Source organism: Dysosmobacter sp. (assembly GCF_052306735.1).
Lineage (GTDB): Bacteria > Bacillota > Clostridia > Oscillospirales > Oscillospiraceae > Oscillibacter.
The window spans coordinates 52353-68270 of record NZ_DAWBAJ010000003.1 but is presented as its reverse complement, the minus strand read 5'-3'; the positions used below and the strand labels follow the sequence as shown (position 1 = coordinate 68270).

Annotated in this window: 19 protein-coding genes; 9 read left to right on the top strand and 10 right to left on the bottom strand. The window is 61.7% G+C overall.

The genetic code is table 11. From position 1 onward, the window contains the following. Positions 1 to 11: 11 nt before the first annotated feature. Both ACT67G_RS01655 and ACT67G_RS01650 read left to right on the top strand, forming a co-directional pair. Positions 12 to 164: a hypothetical protein gene (locus ACT67G_RS01655; RefSeq protein WP_325244864.1), complete on the top strand. Its 153-nt coding sequence runs from the start codon at positions 12 to 14 to the stop codon at positions 162 to 164. A gap of 159 nt (positions 165 to 323) precedes the next feature. After that, a complete protein-coding gene (locus ACT67G_RS01650) occupies positions 324 to 1862 on the top strand; it encodes a DUF3794 and LysM peptidoglycan-binding domain-containing protein (protein WP_443662768.1) in 1539 nt (512 codons plus the stop codon). 54 nt (positions 1863 to 1916) lie between these two features. Here the strand turns inward: ACT67G_RS01650 and mmuM are convergent, their stop codons facing one another. From mmuM to ACT67G_RS01610, 8 genes are all read right to left on the bottom strand, one after another. Beyond that, a complete protein-coding gene (mmuM, locus tag ACT67G_RS01645) occupies positions 1917 to 2873 on the bottom strand; it encodes a homocysteine S-methyltransferase (RefSeq protein ID WP_443662767.1) in 957 nt (318 codons plus the stop codon). Beyond that, positions 2874 to 4310 carry an alanine/glycine:cation symporter family protein gene (locus ACT67G_RS01640; RefSeq protein ID WP_325244857.1) on the bottom strand — a complete coding sequence of 479 codons (1437 nt, stop codon included), beginning with the start codon at positions 4308 to 4310 and terminating at the stop codon, positions 2874 to 2876. A 207-nt stretch (positions 4311 to 4517) separates the two neighbouring features. Further along, on the bottom strand, positions 4518 to 4913 hold the full coding sequence (locus ACT67G_RS01635; RefSeq protein WP_325244855.1) for a thioesterase family protein: 396 nt from the start codon (positions 4911 to 4913) through the stop codon (positions 4518 to 4520). Between the two features lie 78 nt (positions 4914 to 4991). Beyond that, on the bottom strand, positions 4992 to 6083 hold the full coding sequence (locus ACT67G_RS01630) for an ABC transporter substrate-binding protein (RefSeq protein WP_443662766.1): 1092 nt from the start codon (positions 6081 to 6083) through the stop codon (positions 4992 to 4994). Positions 6084 to 6191: 108 nt separating this feature from the next. Next, a complete protein-coding gene (locus ACT67G_RS01625) occupies positions 6192 to 7040 on the bottom strand; it encodes an ABC transporter permease (RefSeq protein WP_443662785.1) in 849 nt (282 codons plus the stop codon). Positions 7041 to 7078: 38 nt separating this feature from the next. Next, complete coding sequence (locus ACT67G_RS01620; RefSeq protein ID WP_325244983.1) at positions 7079 to 7891, bottom strand: ABC transporter permease; 813 nt, start codon at positions 7889 to 7891, stop codon at positions 7079 to 7081. Further along, a complete protein-coding gene (gene potA, locus ACT67G_RS01615; RefSeq protein ID WP_325244981.1) occupies positions 7881 to 9038 on the bottom strand; it encodes a spermidine/putrescine ABC transporter ATP-binding protein in 1158 nt (385 codons plus the stop codon). Before potA ends, ACT67G_RS01620 begins: the two co-directional genes overlap by 11 nt. Positions 9039 to 9213: 175 nt before the next feature. Next, positions 9214 to 10176 (bottom strand): RluA family pseudouridine synthase, encoded by a 963-nt coding sequence (locus tag ACT67G_RS01610; RefSeq protein ID WP_443662765.1) that lies wholly within the window; start codon positions 10174 to 10176, stop codon positions 9214 to 9216. 110 nt (positions 10177 to 10286) lie between these two features. Here ACT67G_RS01610 and ACT67G_RS01605 point away from each other — a divergent pair, with 110 nt between their 5' ends. The 7 genes from ACT67G_RS01605 (at position 10287) to ACT67G_RS01575 (ending at position 15178) form a co-directional block, all read left to right on the top strand. Further along, on the top strand, positions 10287 to 10619 hold the full coding sequence (locus tag ACT67G_RS01605) for a hypothetical protein (protein ID WP_443662764.1): 333 nt from the start codon (positions 10287 to 10289) through the stop codon (positions 10617 to 10619). Continuing rightward, entirely contained in the window at positions 10616 to 11077 is a 462-nt protein-coding gene (locus ACT67G_RS01600; protein ID WP_325244975.1) for a hypothetical protein, read from the top strand. The genes ACT67G_RS01605 and ACT67G_RS01600 overlap by 4 nt, the downstream gene beginning before the upstream one ends. 98 nt (positions 11078 to 11175) lie before the next feature. Next, a complete protein-coding gene (locus ACT67G_RS01595; protein WP_325244973.1) occupies positions 11176 to 11682 on the top strand; it encodes a YceD family protein in 507 nt (168 codons plus the stop codon). Between the two features lie 44 nt (positions 11683 to 11726). Next, positions 11727 to 11921 carry a 50S ribosomal protein L32 gene (gene rpmF / locus ACT67G_RS01590; protein ID WP_325244971.1) on the top strand — a complete coding sequence of 65 codons (195 nt, stop codon included), beginning with the start codon at positions 11727 to 11729 and terminating at the stop codon, positions 11919 to 11921. Between the two features lie 223 nt (positions 11922 to 12144). Then, complete coding sequence (gene der / locus ACT67G_RS01585; protein ID WP_326216034.1) at positions 12145 to 13473, top strand: ribosome biogenesis GTPase Der; 1329 nt, start codon at positions 12145 to 12147, stop codon at positions 13471 to 13473. 2 nt (positions 13474 to 13475) lie between these two features. Further along, complete coding sequence (locus ACT67G_RS01580) at positions 13476 to 14177, top strand: glycerol-3-phosphate acyltransferase (RefSeq protein WP_443662763.1); 702 nt, start codon at positions 13476 to 13478, stop codon at positions 14175 to 14177. Then, the gene (locus ACT67G_RS01575; protein ID WP_443662762.1) at positions 14174 to 15178 is read left to right on the top strand and encodes an NAD(P)H-dependent glycerol-3-phosphate dehydrogenase; all 1005 of its coding nucleotides are present in this window, start codon (positions 14174 to 14176) and stop codon (positions 15176 to 15178) included. The genes ACT67G_RS01580 and ACT67G_RS01575 overlap by 4 nt, the downstream gene beginning before the upstream one ends. Positions 15179 to 15238: 60 nt before the next feature. Here the strand turns inward: ACT67G_RS01575 and ACT67G_RS01570 are convergent, their stop codons facing one another. Both ACT67G_RS01570 and rpmB read right to left on the bottom strand, forming a co-directional pair. Continuing rightward, positions 15239 to 15457, bottom strand: coding sequence for a DUF6485 family protein (locus ACT67G_RS01570; RefSeq protein WP_443662761.1), 219 nt, complete (start codon positions 15455 to 15457; stop codon positions 15239 to 15241). Between the two features lie 89 nt (positions 15458 to 15546). Beyond that, positions 15547 to 15735 (bottom strand): 50S ribosomal protein L28, encoded by a 189-nt coding sequence (rpmB, locus tag ACT67G_RS01565; RefSeq protein WP_325244961.1) that lies wholly within the window; start codon positions 15733 to 15735, stop codon positions 15547 to 15549. Positions 15736 to 15918: the final 183 nt, after the last annotated feature.

Genomic DNA, 15918 nt, shown 5'->3' with positions numbered 1-15918 from the left:
GTGTGGGGCGTATGTTTCGCGGGTGCGGACACTGGATCCTGGGCATCTGCGCGGTGGCTTTGGGCGCCGGTATTCTGATCGCCGCCGTATTTCCGGTGGGTGCGCTGATGTTTTTGGTGGCGGTGCTGCTGATCGCCTGCGGCTGCGCCTGCTGCCGGCGGTAGAGAAAGGAGCGTTTTTATGAAGATCGTGGTTTGGAAATCCCCCAAGGCCCTCAGCGGCATTCTGCGCAGACTCTTCCACATTCAGGCATAAGCGCTCCCGGCGGTTCATAAAGTGGAACATCACAGGTTGAACAGCCGGGAAAGGATGGGCAAGTGACCATGGAACTGGAACTGCAAAAAAATTGCTTTGAGGGATATGACAGCGGCGGTGAGCTGATTTTGACCCAGGAGGAGACGGCGGAGACCATCGTGCCGGACTACTGCCCGGACATCGCCCGGATCATCGAGACCCAGGGCGCGGTGTTCCTCCACGGCCGGGAGATCCGGGACGGCCGGGCGGAGATCTCCGGCACCGTGCGGGTCAGCGTCCTCTATACTCCCGACGGGGAGGGCGGCATCCGGACACTGGAGTTCGCCATCCCCTTTACCGCCCAGGGGGACGCCCACGCCCTGCCGGAGTGCGCCGCCCTGACGGCGGAGACCGGGGCGGAGCTGCTGGAGACCCGTCTGCTCAATCCCCGGAAGGTCTTCACCCACTGCAAGCTGGTGACCCGGGTGACTGGCTACCGCCGCATCAGCGTCGCCGTGACGGAGGATGTCCAGGCGGAGGAGAGTCAGCGGGTGGAGAAGCGCCAGGAGCATCAGAGTGCGATGGTCTTGACCCATGTGGCGGAAAAGGACTTCACCTTCTCCCAGGAGCTCAATCTCTCCCCCGGGCGGGAGGGGGCCGCGGAGATCCTGTGCAGCAGGGTGACGCCCACGGTGACGGAGACCAAGATCGTGGGCAGCAAGCTCATCTTTAAGGGTGTGTTCACCATGAGCCTTCTCTACCGCCAGGAGGACGGGCAGTGCGCCTCCTTTACCGGGGAGCTGCCATTCTCCCAGATCATGGAGGTGGAGGGCGCTGCCGAAGGGGCTGCCGCGTCCATGCTGGTGCAGCTCTCCGGCACAGACCTGCAGATCGACGGCGGGGATCCCGAGGGGCGCCAGATGGCTGTGACGCTGTACATCCACGCCACGGCGCTGCTGCGGGAGCAGCGGGAGCTGACGCTGCTCAGCGACCTGTACTCCACCGCCTATGCGCTTACCTACGACGCCTCACCGCTGTCCCTGGTGAGCTTCTGCCAGAGCTTCAACCGCCGCCAGACGGTGCGGGAGGTGCTGGAGATCGGCGTGGTGGCGGAGTCCATTTTGTCCCTGTCCGTCACCTGCGGCACGGTATCCGTCAGCCGGGAGGGGGAGACGGCGGTGCTGCGCACCAGCGCCTCCGTCCGGGCGCTGTATCTTGACGAGGGAGGCGTTCCCCTGGTGGCGGAGCGCAGCGTGGAGGTTTCCTGCCAGATGGAGCTGCCGGAGACCTGCCGGATCACCGCCCGGGCCGCCTGTACCGAGGAGGTACAGGGGAGCCTGGGAGACCGGGGCATCGAGGTCCGCTTCCCGGTGGACTTCCAGGCGGAGGCGGTGGCCTGCGACAAGCACATGTGCATCAGCGCCGCCCGGCTGGATCTGGAGCATCCCAAGGATCTTACCGGAGCGCCGTCTCTGGTGCTGCGGTGCATGGGAAAACAGGAGAGCGCCTGGGATCTGGCCAAACAGTACAACACCACCATTCCCGCCATTCTGGCGGCCAATGAGCTGGAGGATGGGGACGCCATTCCCCGGGATCAGCTGCTGCTGATTCCCCGGAAACGGGCGTGAGAAAAGCGGGACGGATTTTTCCGTCCCGCTTTTTTGCGCAGTGTCCTGCCGGTATTACCGGCCCAGCTTCAAATAGATCTCCCGGGCCCGGGCCACTTCCCGGATGTGGGAATCCACTGTGCGGCAGCAGCCGCCCACAGCGCTGGCTCCCGCCCGCATCCACCGGTGGGCGTAGTCCCCGAAGGTGACGCCGTCCCGGCTGCCGTGCCAGGTCTTGGTGGCGGGATCGTACTCCTCGCCGCTGTTGGGATACACCGCAATGGGCAGGGAGGTGGAGCGCTTCAGCTCCCCGATGAGGTGCTCCACGAACTGGGGCGCCGTGCAGTTGACGCCGATCATCCGCAGGTGGGGGTGTCCCTGGGAGAGGGCGGCGGCGCAGTCGGCGATGCGGTCACCCTCGTGGATATGGCTGCCGTCCCGGCAGGAGAAGCTGATCCAGTAGTCGGCCCCCAGCTCCTCGGCGATCTCCGCCTCGATGATGGCCTCGTGGAGGGAGGGCTGGGTCTCCAGCAGCAGCAGGTCGGACCCGGCCTCCCAGAGGATCTCCATGCGGCGGCGGTGGAAGTCTCGGAGAACGTCGTCACTGACGCCGTAATTGCCCCGGTACTCAGACCCGTCGGCCAGGTACGCTCCGTAGGGCCCCACGGCCCCCAGGCACAGGGGCAGACAGCGTCCGCTCTCCCGGCCCTCCTGGGCCCACCAGCTCTCCCGGGCCTCCCGGAACAGCTCCACGGACCGGGCGATGCAATCCTCCGCCTCCTGCCGGGAGTAGCCCTTGGCGGTGAGGCCGGGGATGGTGGCCTGATAGCTGGCGGTGATGCCGCAGTCGGCCCCTGCCCGGAAGTAGCCCAGATGTACCTGACGGATCAGCTCCGGCTGCTCCGCCAGGGCCTTGGCGGTCCAGAGGGAGTCGTTGAGGTCACAGCCCAGAGCCTCCAGAGCGGTGGACATGGACCCATCGATGACCATGATCTTGGTCTTTGCCAGTGTCTCTTCCAGGGAAATGCGCATTTAGAATTCTCCTTTCGCCTTTTCATCCACCGTGCCGTAGACCACGGGCTCGGGGTTCTCGCCCCGCTCCTGGGCCGGCACGAAGCGGTCCCAGAAGTCGTGGAACAGGCGGAAGATCTCCCGCTGCTTGGAGTAGATGAAGAGCAGGGTGATGATGACATAGATGGCGGAGAGCAGGTCCGTCATGGCCCAGAGGGTGTCCGCCTCGATGTTGTAGAAGAGGACGCAGGGGAGCATGTAGTAGACCATATACACCCAGGTGGCCCGGCGGTTGGCCTTGGTGTCGCCGAAGGCGTAGTTGACGGATTTCTCGCAGCTGTAATACATGCCGATGATGGTGGTCCAGGCGAAGATGGCAATGGCGATGGCCATAAACCAGCCGCCGAAGTCGCCGTAGGCCACCTTGAAGGCCACGGTGGTCAGCTGGGCGCTGTCCACGTCGGGGTAGTCGATGTAGGCGTTGGTGATGATCAGGGAAAGGGCCGTCACGGAGCAGACCACGATGGTGTCCAGGAACACCTCGCCCCAGCCCCAGGAGGCCTGGCGGACAGGGTGGTCCGTCTTGGCGGAGGCGTGGGCGATGATGCCGTAGCCGGTGCCGGCGTCGTTGGAGTACAGGCCCCGGGCGATGCCGTAGCGGATGGCGTCCCGGACGGTGGCACCAGCGAAGCCGCCTACGCCGGCCATGGGGGTGAAGGCGCTCTTGAAGATGAGGCCGAAGGCGGCGGGTACTTCCGACCAGTTCATGATGAGGATGCCCAGGCCGCCCAGCACATAGAACAATGCCATGATGGGCACCACCCGCTCCATGATGGAGGAGATGCGCTTGAGGCCGCCGGCGATGGTCAAAAAGCAGGTGACGCCCAGCACGATGACGGAGATCAGGGGATCGATGCCGAAGCCCTCCTGCAGCGAGCTGGTGACGGACTCCGTCTGCACGCAGCAGGTCCAGGGGCCCAGCACGAAGCAGGCCACCGCCAGCACCACGGCGCCCTTCTTCCAGCCCAGGGCGTTTTTCATCACGAAGGAGCGGTCGCACATGTACTCGTCCATGGACTCGCTGTACTTGACCCGGTAGCGCTGGCCCAGGATGATCTCGCAGGCCTTGGTGGACATGCCCAGAAGGCCGGACACCCACATCCAGAACACGGCGCCGGGGCCGCCGGAGACGATGGCGGTGGCCACGCCGCCGATGTTGCCCACGCCGATGGTGTTGGCCATGGCGGTGCAGGCGGCGGCGAAGCCGGAGACGGTGCCGGTGCCCTCGCCCTTTTTGAACATTTTGCCGAAGGTGTTGCGGAAGTTGAAGCCGATTTTGCGGAAGTTATAGCGGAATCCGAACCGGATCCCCAGGTACAGCCCTGTTCCCACCAGGGCCACAGTCATAGGCGTTCCCCAGAGAAAATCGGAGATCGTCGAGATGATCTGCAGTAACATAGTGTCCCTCCTAAACTTACCGTGTTCAGCCTGACGATTTGCCGAGCTAAATCACTGCATTGCAAGGAAGATTATAGCATCCTGCAAAAGACTGCGTCAACTGTCGGAGAGCCCAAAAAACGCCAGGGGAGGGGAGAGACCCTGTACAAAAAGCGGCACCCCGGGCCCATGGGGCCGGGATGCCGCTTTTCTGCCGCCGTCAGGCACTCAGCCCTCCAGCTTGGCGTTGCACTTTGCCAGGAACTTCTCGTTTTTGATGATGGCCCGGGTGTGGGTGCCGGAGCCGATGGGGCCCTTTTCGTCCCAGGCCTTCACGGCGAAATCCACCATCTTGCCGTTTTCGGACACGGCGGTGATCTCCGCCTCGGCCCAGACCTCCATGCCGATGGGGGTGGGGGCGTCGTGGCTGATGTCCAGGTGGGTGCCCACGCTGCCCTGGCCCTCCTCCAGGAAGGACTGCATGGCGGTCATTGCTGCGTTTTCCATCAGTCCGCACATGAAGGGCGTGCCGAACACCGGCAGGGCGCCGGAGCCCACGGCGGAGGCGGTGAGCGCTTCCGTGACGGTCAGGTGCAGCTGGCATTTGGTTCCGATGACGATCATAAGAGTACCTCCTTCAAAAACAGGGGAGAGGCCCGCCGGGCTCCCGGCGGACCCCTCCCGTATCAGGGCTTGGGAAAATCAGGTGGCGGACTTGAGCCGGGTCCACTCACTGTCGTACAGGTCCAGAATGTTCTGGGGCAATCCCGCGTAGCTCTCGCACTTGGCCATGACGGTCTCGTCGGGATAGGCGTACACGTCGCCGGAGACTTCGGGGTCCAGCTCCTCCCGGACGCTCATGAGGGGGGTAGAGTACCAGATCTCCTCGCAGTTCTTGAGGCCGGCCTCGGTGGAGCACATGTAGTTGATGAAGGCCTCGGCATTCTCCTTGTTCTTGGCGCCCTTGAGGATGCACATGGCGTCCACATAGACGTTGGTGCCCTCCTCGGGGATGTAGAAGCCCAGGTCGGGGTTGTTCTCCACCATGGTCAGATAGTCGCCGTAGTAGTAGGTGCCCACGGCGGCGTTGCCGCCCTCCATCTTGCCGAAGACCTCGTCCATGACGTAGGCCTGGACCAGGGGCTTCTGCTCAATGAGCAGGTCCACGGCCTCCTTGATCTGGGCCTCATCCGTGGTGTTGTAGGAGTAGCCCAGCATCTTGAGGCCGATGCCGATGGCGTCCCGGGAGTTGTCGAACATCAAAATGTCGTCGGCATACTTCTCGTTCCACATGAGGTCCCAGCTGCCGAGGTCCGCCTCATCCACCATGGTCTTGTTGTAGATGACGCCCAGCAATCCCCACATGTAGGGCACGGAGTACTGGTTCTCCGGGTCGTAGGCGGGGTTGAGCAGCTCCGGGTCGATGTCGGAGGCGTTGGGGATGTTATCGAAGTTCAGGGGCTCCAGCATGTCCTCCTCGATCATCCGGGCGATCATATAGTCGGAGGGGATCACCACGTCGTATTCGGCTCCGCCCGCGGCGACTTTGGAGTACATGGTCTCGTTGCTGTCGTACATCTGGTAGTTGACCTTGATGCCGGTGGCCTCTTCAAAGTCGGTGAGGACGGACTCGTCGATATACTCGCCCCAGTTGTACACGTTGACCACGCCGCCGGAGGTCTCCGCAGAGGAATCGCCCTCGGTGTCGGTAGTGGTCTCCCGGGTGCCGACGCACCCGGACAGCAGCCCGGCCGCGAGGGTCAGGCCCAAGATGAGTGCCAGAGTCTTTTTCAATTTCTTTCTTTGTCTCCTTTCGGTTTTTGGAACTTGCGGCGGCGACGCGGCATACCGCGCTGCCGCCTGTATCACCAGATCCCGGAGGGGGATCGGGCAACCAGAAATTCAGGACCGGCCCGCGGCGCGGCGGTCCCGGGCCCGGGCGGCTTCCTGCCGGGCCTGGCGCAGGTTGATGATGATGAGCAGAGCCAGCACCGCCACGAACATCAGGGTGGACAGGGCGTTGATCTCCGGGCTCACCCGGCGGCGCACCATGGAGTAGACCACCATGGAGAGGGTGGAGACCTGGCTGCCGGCAGTGAAGTAGCTGATGACGAAGTCATCGATGGACATGGTGAAGGCGATGAGGGCGCCGTTGATGATGCCGGGCATCAGCTCCGGCAGCACCACCTTGCGGAAGGCCGTCATGGGCGTAGCGCCCAGGTCCAGGGCCGCCTCCGCCAGGTTGGGATCCAGCTGGCGGATCTTGGGCAGCACGGAGAGAATCACATAGGGGATATCAAAGGTGATGTGGGCAATGAGCAGTGTCACAAAGCCCAGATTGAACCCGAAGTCAAACCACAGATTGGCGCTCTCCACCCAGGAAAGGCCGTTGAGCCAGGAGGAGAGGTCCGCCAGGACCTGACCGGCAAAGACGAAGAGCAGCATCATGGAGACGCCGGTGATGATGTCCGCGTTGGTCAGGGGGATGTTGTTGACCGTCAGGCACACGGTGCGGGCCCGGCGGCGCATGGAGGAAAAGCCGATGGCCGCGGCGGTGCCGGCGATGGTGGCGATGACGGTGGCCAGGATGGATACCAGCAGCGTGGTCTGGAGGGCGTCCAGCACGGTGCGGTTTTCCAGCAGCTGGGCGTACCAGTCCAGGGTGAAGCCGCCCCACACGGCGTTGGACTTGGAGTCGTTGAAGGAAAAGACGATGAGCACGAAGATGGGGGCGTAGAGGAAGAGGAACATGATGACCAGGAACAGCCTGGAGAGGATTCCGTTCTTTTTCACAGGACCACCGCCTCCCCTTCACCCTCGCCGAAGCGGTTCATGATCCCCATGCTCACCAGGACAATGACCATCATCACCAGGGAGATGGCGGAGCCCAGATGGGGGTTGTAGGCGCTGCCCAGGAACTGCATCTCAATGAGGTCGCCCAAAAGAAGGCTCTTGCCGCCGCCTAAGAGGCGGGAGATGACGAAGGTGGACACCGACGGGATGAACACCATGGTGACGCCGGAGAGGACGCCGGGCAGGGACAGCGGGAAGATCACCCGGCGGAACACCTGGGTGGAGTTGGCTCCCAGATCCTGGGCGGCCTCAATGAGCCGGTGGTCCAGCTTCTCGATGACGGAGAAGATAGGCAGCACCATAAAGGGCAGGAAATTATACACCATGCCCAGCACCACGGCGCCGGGGGTGTCGATGATGTCCAGCTTGGGAAGGCCGATGGTCTCCAGCAGGGTATTGAAAAAGCCGTTGCGCTCCAGCAGGAATACCCAGGAGTAAGTGCGCAGCAAAAAGTTCATCCACATGGGCAGCATGATGAGCATGGTGGCCATGCCCCGCAGGCGGCCCCGCTCCCGGGCCAGGATATAGGCCATGGGATAGCCCAGGAGGATGCACACCACCGTGGCGATGAAGGCCAGCAGGAAAGACCGGCCGAACACCGGGGCGTACTGCAGCATGGAGGAGAAGTTCTCCAGCGTGAAGCTGCCATCCCGGGTGGTGACGGCGTACACCACCACCAGGATCAGCGGCGCCACCACGAAAATGGCCATCCACACCACATAGGGGATGGCGACGCCCTTACTCCTCATAGCCTTCCTCCCGCAGCTCCTGGTCTTCTTCCTCGTCCAGGGCCTCCACGTCGGAGAGCTCGTCGTACTCGTCGGAATAGGAGCTGTAGTCGCCGAACATGCCGGAATACTGGCTCTTTTTCATGATGTGGAACCCGTCGGGGTCGATCTTCACGCCGATGCGGGCGCCCACAGGGGAGTGGTCCGTGGTCTGGATCAGCCACTTGAAGCCCCGGAAGTCCACGATGATGTCGTACTGCATGCCCTTGAAGGTGACGCCGGTGACGGTGCCCACCAGCTGGCCCTGCTCCACGGGGACGATGTCGATGTCCTCGGGGCGGATGACCACGTCCACGGGCTCGTTTTCACCAAAGCCGCCGTCCAGGCAGGGGAACTCCCGGCCGTACATCTTCACCACCTTGTCCCGGACCATGACGCCGTCGATGATGTTGGACTCGCCGATGAAGTCCGCCACAAAGGCGTTCTTGGGCTCGTTGTAGATGTCCTCGGGGGTGCCGATCTGCTGGATGGAGCCCTTGTCCATCACCACGATGGTGTCGGACATGGTGAGGGCCTCCTCCTGGTCGTGGGTGACGTAGATAAAGGTGATGCCCACCTGCTGCTGGATCCGCTTGAGCTCCATCTGCATGTCCTTGCGCAGCTTCAGGTCCAGCGCGCCCAAAGGCTCGTCCAGAAGCAGCACCTTGGGCCGGTTCACCAGGGCCCGGGCGATGGCCACCCGCTGCTGCTGGCCGCCGGAGAGGGCGTCGGGCTTGCGGTTTTCAAAGCCCTTGAGGCTCACCACCTCCAGCATCTCCATGACCCGCTCCCGGATCTCCGCTTCCGGCACCTTCTTGAGCCGCAGGCCGAAGGCCACGTTCTCAAAGACGTTCAGGTGAGGGAACAGGGCGTACTTCTGGAACACCGTGTTGATCTGGCGCTTATAGGGCGGAACGTCATTAATCCTCACACCGTCGAACAGGACGTCTCCCGACGTAGGTGTCGTGAAGCCGCCGATAATACGCAGTGTGGTGGTTTTACCGCACCCACTGGGTCCAAGCAGTGTGAGGAATTCCTTGTCATTGATATAAAGATTCAGATTGTCGAGTACGGGCTCGTCGTCAAACGCCATGCAGAGGTTCCGCAGGCGAATCAACTCCTTGGCCATGTATCCTCCCCCATTTCGTCATAATATTTTTTAGAAAACGAACGCCTCTTTTCTCTGTTGAGGGGGAACCTTTCTCGTCGAAATTCAGCAATAAAGAATGATATCGGATAGAGCAGGAAAAGTCAAGGGAAATCCCTGATTTCACAGGGATTTCCCATACATTTTTCCTAAGGGTTCAACGGGGGGGAAAATACTTGTCCCGGAAGGGGACGTTCTCCACCGTGAAGGTCCTGCCACGCAGGTAGTTGAGGATCCCCGCGTCGGTGGGCAGGGCGAAGGTGAGCTTATAGGAGTAGAGGGCCTGGCGGGTCTCGCCGTAGCTGCGGTTCACGTCCCCACGGCCGTATTTGCCGTCCCCCAGCAGGGGACAGCCGATCTGGGCCATGGACACCCGGATCTGGTGGGTCCGGCCCGTCAGCAGGCGGCACTCCACCAAGGAGAGCTTTCCCCGGGTCTCCAGGGTTTTATACAGCGTCACAGCGGTCTTGCCTCCGGGCACCGGGCGGCGGTGGAAGGTCACCTGGTTTTTACTCTCGTCCTTGCGGAGAAAGCCCTCGATCTTCCCCTCCGCCGGGGCCGGGCGGCCCACGGTGACGCACAGGTAGGACTTCTCCAGCTCGTGGTCCCGGATCTTTTCGTTGAGGATCCGCAGGGCCTCGGCGTTCTTGGCGGCGATGACGATGCCGCCGGTGTTGCGGTCGATGCGGTTGCAAAGAGCCGGGGCAAAGGCGTTCTCCCACCGGGGGTTCCATTCCTTTTTCTGATAGAGGTAGGCCTGGATGTGGTTGATGAGGGTGTTGACCTTTTCCGTCTCGTCGGCGTGGACCACCATGCCGGGGCGCTTGTCTGCCAGCAGGAGGTTCTCGTCCTCGTAGACGATGTTCAGCCGGGGCTGGAACACCGTCAGGAACATGTTTTCCTCAGAGGGCTTGTCAAAGAACTCATCGTTGATATATAATTGTAAGGTATCGCCGGGCAAAAGCCGTGTGTCCCGCTTGGAGCCCTTGCCGTTGACCTTGATGCGCTTGAGGCGGATGTACTTTTGCAGCAGGGCAGGGGGCAGCAGGGGCAGGTTCTTGGCCACGAAGCGGTCCAGCCGCTGTCCGGCGTCGTTCTTTCCGATGGTGATCTCCCGCATGGCGTCCTCCATTGGTAAAAGTCAGATTTTTTCCTTATCATACCCGTTTGCGGCCCGGTTGTAAAGTCCGCCGGATCGGGGAATCCTAACGAAACAGGAGAATGACAGCTATGAAGCAGACTTCTGAAAAAAAGCGCCGGGGCAGTGTCAATTATATCTGGGTCCTGGCCGCTTGCTATTTATTATATGTGGCGGTGCAGCTGGGGCGGCGCCTCTTCTCCGGGGAGACCGACAATCCCGCATTGAACATCGGGGGCTTGGTGGTGTTCACCGTTGCCGGCGTTTTTCTGCTCTGGCGGGAGTGGCGGGCCTACCGTTACAGCCTGGCCCACAAGGATGACCCCGACACCTGGAACCTGGAGGATGAGGAGGACGGCGGTGACGATGCCCCGGAGCCGGAGGCGGCCTGCGCAGAAGAGCCGGAAGAGGAGGACAAGCCGTGAACATCGATGCACTCTGCGTCCCGTTGGACGAGGCTAAGAGCTGGCTGGACCGCTTTACCCGCCGGGAGTATGAAAAGGGCTTCCGGGCCTTCTGCGAGCGCTTCGGCCCGGCCTATGACCAGGCGGTGGCGGAGGCCGGAGAGGACCTGACGGCTCTGGCGGACGCCATTCTGGACGCCGTAGAGGAGCGCTGGCGCCATCAGCACTTCTGGAACCGCTCGGCGGTGCGGGTCAACCACAAGCAGGTGCTGGTGAGCTTCCTCTCGCCCATGCTGCTGGACCGGGAGGAGGCGGGATGCGGGGAGTTTGCCCGGATCCTTTGCGCGCGGTGGGGGGAGCGCTGGCCCAAGGACGCTTACCGCATCACCACCTACGCGGTTTTGAAGAAGGGGTTCCGCAACGCCATCATGGGCATCGACCTCAATAACCGCCATATGGACCCGGACCGGGATCAGTGATGGGGAGAAAACAAAAAAATTCCGGAAATTTGAAAAAATTGTTTGACATCAGCGGTTCCATCCCTTATAATACTGATCGTGTCATTGCGAGGTAGACTATGCTGTTGAATGTAAAACCCATTCTGCACACCCCTGGAAAACGCATGGATTTCCAGTTTTCCATGGATCTTTCAGACCTGGAGTTTGCCGGACGGTATCCGGTGACGCAGCCTGTGGAGGTCACCGGCCAGGTGCGCAACACCGCCGATGTGCTGGAGCTGGAGCTGACGGCCCGCACCACGCTGGACGCTGTGTGCGACCGGTGCGGCAAGGCCTTTCCCCAGGAAAAGGAGGTCACCTACCAGTGCCTGCTGGCGGAGGAGCTCCAAAACGAGGACAATGACGAAATCGTCCTGCTGGAGGACGGACAGGCGGACGTGGGCGATCTGGCCCGCACGGCTTTCATTCTCGGCATGGACAGCAAAACTTTGTGTTCAGAAGATTGTAAAGGACTCTGCCCCCGGTGTGGTGCCGACCTGAACCTCGGCCCCTGTTCCTGCCAAAAGGAAGTGGATCCCCGGCTGGCAGTCCTGGCCAAGCTTTTGGAGAATGATAAGAAAGAATAAGGCAGGCTCACGCCGCGCCTTTGAAAGATCAAGGAGGTGTCATCATGGCAGTACCTAAGGGAAAAGTATCCAAAGCAAGACGCGACAAGCGCCGCAGCTCCCACTGGAAGCTGGACGTGCCCGGTCTCGTCGCATGCCCGAAATGCGGTGCGCTGCACCTGCCTCACAGAATGTGCCCGGAGTGCGGTACTTACAACGGCCATCAGGTCAAGGTTGTCAAGTCCGTCGTGGCGAAATAAGAGCTGCAAGTAAGCGCGGGGAGGGAAGTCGGAGTGCTTCCCTCCTTGTTTTTTTACGCTCCGCCATATTGCGCGGGGCTCCTTGAATGGGTATAATACAAGTGTATGGCCGCGGACAGCCGCGGCAGCGTGCATCAATCCAGCGGCGCCGTCCCGTCCCCCCGGCGGACGGCGGCTTTTCCCGCGCCTCGGGAGGAGCACCGCTTTGCAGGAGGAAACCATCATGTCCAAGCCCATCGTGGCCATCGTGGGCCGCCCCAATGTGGGCAAGTCCATGCTCTTCAACAAGCTCATCGGCAAGCGCCTTTCCATCGTGGAGGATACCCCCGGCGTCACCCGGGACCGCATCTACGGGGAGACGGACTGGAACGGCCGGTCCTTTACCCTCATCGACACCGGCGGCATCGAGCCCCGCACGGATAATGAGATCTTGGCCTTTATGCGGGATCAGGCCCAGATCGCCATTGACAACGCCAACGTCATCATCTTCCTGACGGATATCAAGACCGGCCTTACCGCCTCCGACCAGGAGGTGGCGGCCATGCTGCTGCGCAGCGGCAAGCCCATCGTCCTGGCGGTCAACAAGATGGACTCCACCGGAGTCCCCGACCCGGATTACTACGAGTTCTACAACCTGGGCCTGGGAGATCCCATCGCCGTCTCCGCCGTCCACGGCCACGGCACCGGCGACCTGCTGGACGCCTGCGTGCAGTATTTCCCGCCGGAGGATGAGGAGGAAGAGGACGACGACGCCATCAAAGTCGCCGTCATCGGCAAGCCCAACGCCGGCAAGTCCTCCCTGGTCAACAAGATCCTGGGGGAGGAGCGGGTCATCGTCTCCAATGTGGCGGGCACCACCCGGGACGCCATCGACTCCCGCTTCACCAACGCCCAGGGCAGCTTCGTCTTCATCGACACCGCGGGCATCCGCCGCAAGTCCAAGGTGGAGGAGAGCGTGGAGAAATACTCCGTCCTCCGGGCTACCATGGCCATCGAGCGCAGCGACGTGTGCCTCATCATGATCGACGCCACCGAGGGCGTCACCGAGCAGGACACCAAGGTGGCGGGCCTGGCCCACGAGGCGGGCAAGGCCAGCATCATCGTGGTGAACAAGTGGGATCTCATCGAGAAGGACGGCAAGACCATGGACCGCATGCGGGAGGAGGTCCGCCAGGGCCTGGCCTTCATGTCCTACGCCCCCATCCTCTTTATCTCCGCCAAGACGGGGCAGCGGGTGGACCGGCTCTTCGAGCTCATCACCTATGTCTCCAACCAGGCCTCCACCCGCATCACCACCGGCATGCTCAACAACGTCCTGGCGGATGCCCAGACCCGGGTGCAGCCCCCCACGGACAAGGGCCGCCGGCTGAAGATCTACTACATGACCCAGGTGGGCATCCGTCCGCCCCACTTTGTGGTCTTCTGCAACGACGCGCGCCTTTTCCATTTCTCCTACCAGCGGTACCTGGAAAACTGCATCCGCAATACCTTCGGCCTGGAGGGCACCCCGGTGATCCTCTCCATCCGCCAGAAGGGCGACAAGGAGGAGTGAGTATGGGCGCAGAGGTGTGGTTTCTCGTTACCCGGGTGGAACTGTGGCTGGTGGCTGCCTTCGCTTATTTTTGCGGCTGTTTCAATGGCGCGGTGATCATTTCCAAATATATTCTGCGGGACGATGTCCGCAACCACGGCAGCGGCAACGCAGGATTGACCAATTTTTACCGTACGTTTGGAGGGCCGCTGACGCTGGTGGTCATTTTGTGTGATGTGCTGAAAGCGGTGGTTGCCATTTTGATTGCTGCGAAGGTGGGCTTCGGATTTATTGAGCACATCAGTCCGGGCGTGACACCGGATATGCAGGCAGCTGTCTTTTATGTGGTTCTGTTTAAATACTGGGCAGCCCTCTTTTGCCTGCTGGGCCACATGTTCCCCTGCATGTTCAAGTTCAAGGGCGGCAAGGGCATCCTCTCCGGCGGCACCATCGCCATCATGCTGGACTGGCGCATCGCGGTGGTGGTGTGGGGCGGCTTTTTGATCCTGGCCATCGTGACGAAGTATGTCTCCCTGGGATCCGTGTGGGCGGGGGGGAGCTTCCCCTTCATCTCCTGGTACTGCTATCCCGATCTGGTGATCGTGGTGCTGGCCTTCATCATCGGCGGCCTGGTGGTCTGGCAGCACCGGGGGAATATCCAGCGCCTCATTCACGGCAATGAGAATAAATTCAGCTTCCATCATAAAAAGGAGGGACAGCCATGAAAGCGGTAGTAGTGGGCAGCGGCGGCTGGGGCACGGCGTTGAGCATCGTCCTGTGTGACAACGGGCATGATGTGACCCTCTGGTCCCACAATCCCGCCAAGGCGGCGGAGATGGAGCGGACCCGGGAGAACCCCCTGCTCAAGGGGGTGCATCTGCCGGATGCCCTGCACATCACCGGGGATCTGGAGTGCCTGCGGGGGGCGGATCTGGTGGTCAGCGCGGCGCCCTCTTTCGCCGTCCGGGAGACCGGCCGCAAGATCGCCCCGTACCTGACGGAAAAGACGGTGCTGGTGTCTGTCTCCAAGGGCATCGAGCGGGACACCAACCTGCGCTTGAGCCAGGTGCTGCGCCAGGAAACCCGTAATATCTGTCAAGTGGTTGCCCTTTCCGGCCCTTCTCACGCAGAGGAAGTAGGCATTCGGATGCCTACCGGGTGCGTCTCCGCCTGCGCGGACCGGGACGCGGCCCGCTTTGTCCAGGACGCCTTTATGAACCAGTACTTCCGCATCTACACCAGCTATGACATCATCGGCGTGGAGCTGGCGGCGGCGCTGAAAAATGTGGTGGCCCTGGCCTGCGGCGTCATTACGGGCCTGGGGTACCAGGACAACACCAAGGCGCTGCTGATGACCCGGGCCATGGCGGAGATCACCCGCCTGGGGGAGAAGCTGGGGGGTACCCGGCTGACCTTCGGGGGCCTGGCAGGGATGGGCGACCTCATCGTCACCTGCACTTCCATGCACTCCCGCAACAACCGGGCAGGCATCCTCATCGGCCAGGGCAAGACTGTCCAGAAGGCCATGGAGGAAGTGGGCGCCGTGGTGGAGGGGTACTACGCCGCTGAGAGCATCCATCAGCTCAGCGCCCGGGAGGGCGTGGAAATGCCCATCAGCCAGAGCGTCTACGAGGTCCTCTATCAGGGCAAAGCCGTGCGGGACGTGGTCTCCGAGCTCATGGGCCGGGCCAAGAAGGACGAGCTGCTGGAGCGCTGCTGGCTGTAAGCGGCCATCAGATACAGCAAAAGAGCGGGGGAGTGCCCCCGCTCTTTTTTCGCGCCGTGTTCAGTTGTCTTTCGCCGTTTCCCGCTCCAGCACCCGGCGGGCGAAGGCCTCCATGGAGCAGTCCTCCACCGTCTCGCCGGGCCCAATCACCAGGTCGAAAAAGCAGCTGGGGATCTCGTGCTTGCGCAGTTCCTTTTCAATGCACAAGGAGCAACCCTGGTCGTGGTTGGCGGGGTGGCACCGGCAGGCGGTGTTGCGGCAGGGGCAGAAATGATCCATGGCATTGACCTCCAATCAAGGGCAGAGTATGGTGGGGGAGAGTAAAAGAAAAGATCCCGGACCAAAGTCCGGGATCTTGTTTGTCCAAGTCAGACCGCTCTGGTGACCTTACCGGAACGCATACACCGGGTACAAACATACACATGGCGGGGGGACCCGTCAACGATCGCCTTCACACGCTTCACATTGGGCTTCCAGGAACGATTGGAACGCCGGTGAGAGTGGGAGACTTTGATTCCAAAGGTCACGCCCTTGTCGCAGAACTCGCACTTTGCCATCCGTTGCACCTCCTTGCTGTTGCGTACTTTCGCGCCGTTTTCATAGGCACAGCTGATATAATAACAGAAATGAAATGAAAATGCAAGAAGAATTTTCAAAAAATTTGCAGGAATTTGCGCCGGCCCCCCGGAGGGTGAAAGTGTTGCGAAAGCATGGGAAATCATATATAATGAAACCAAGCT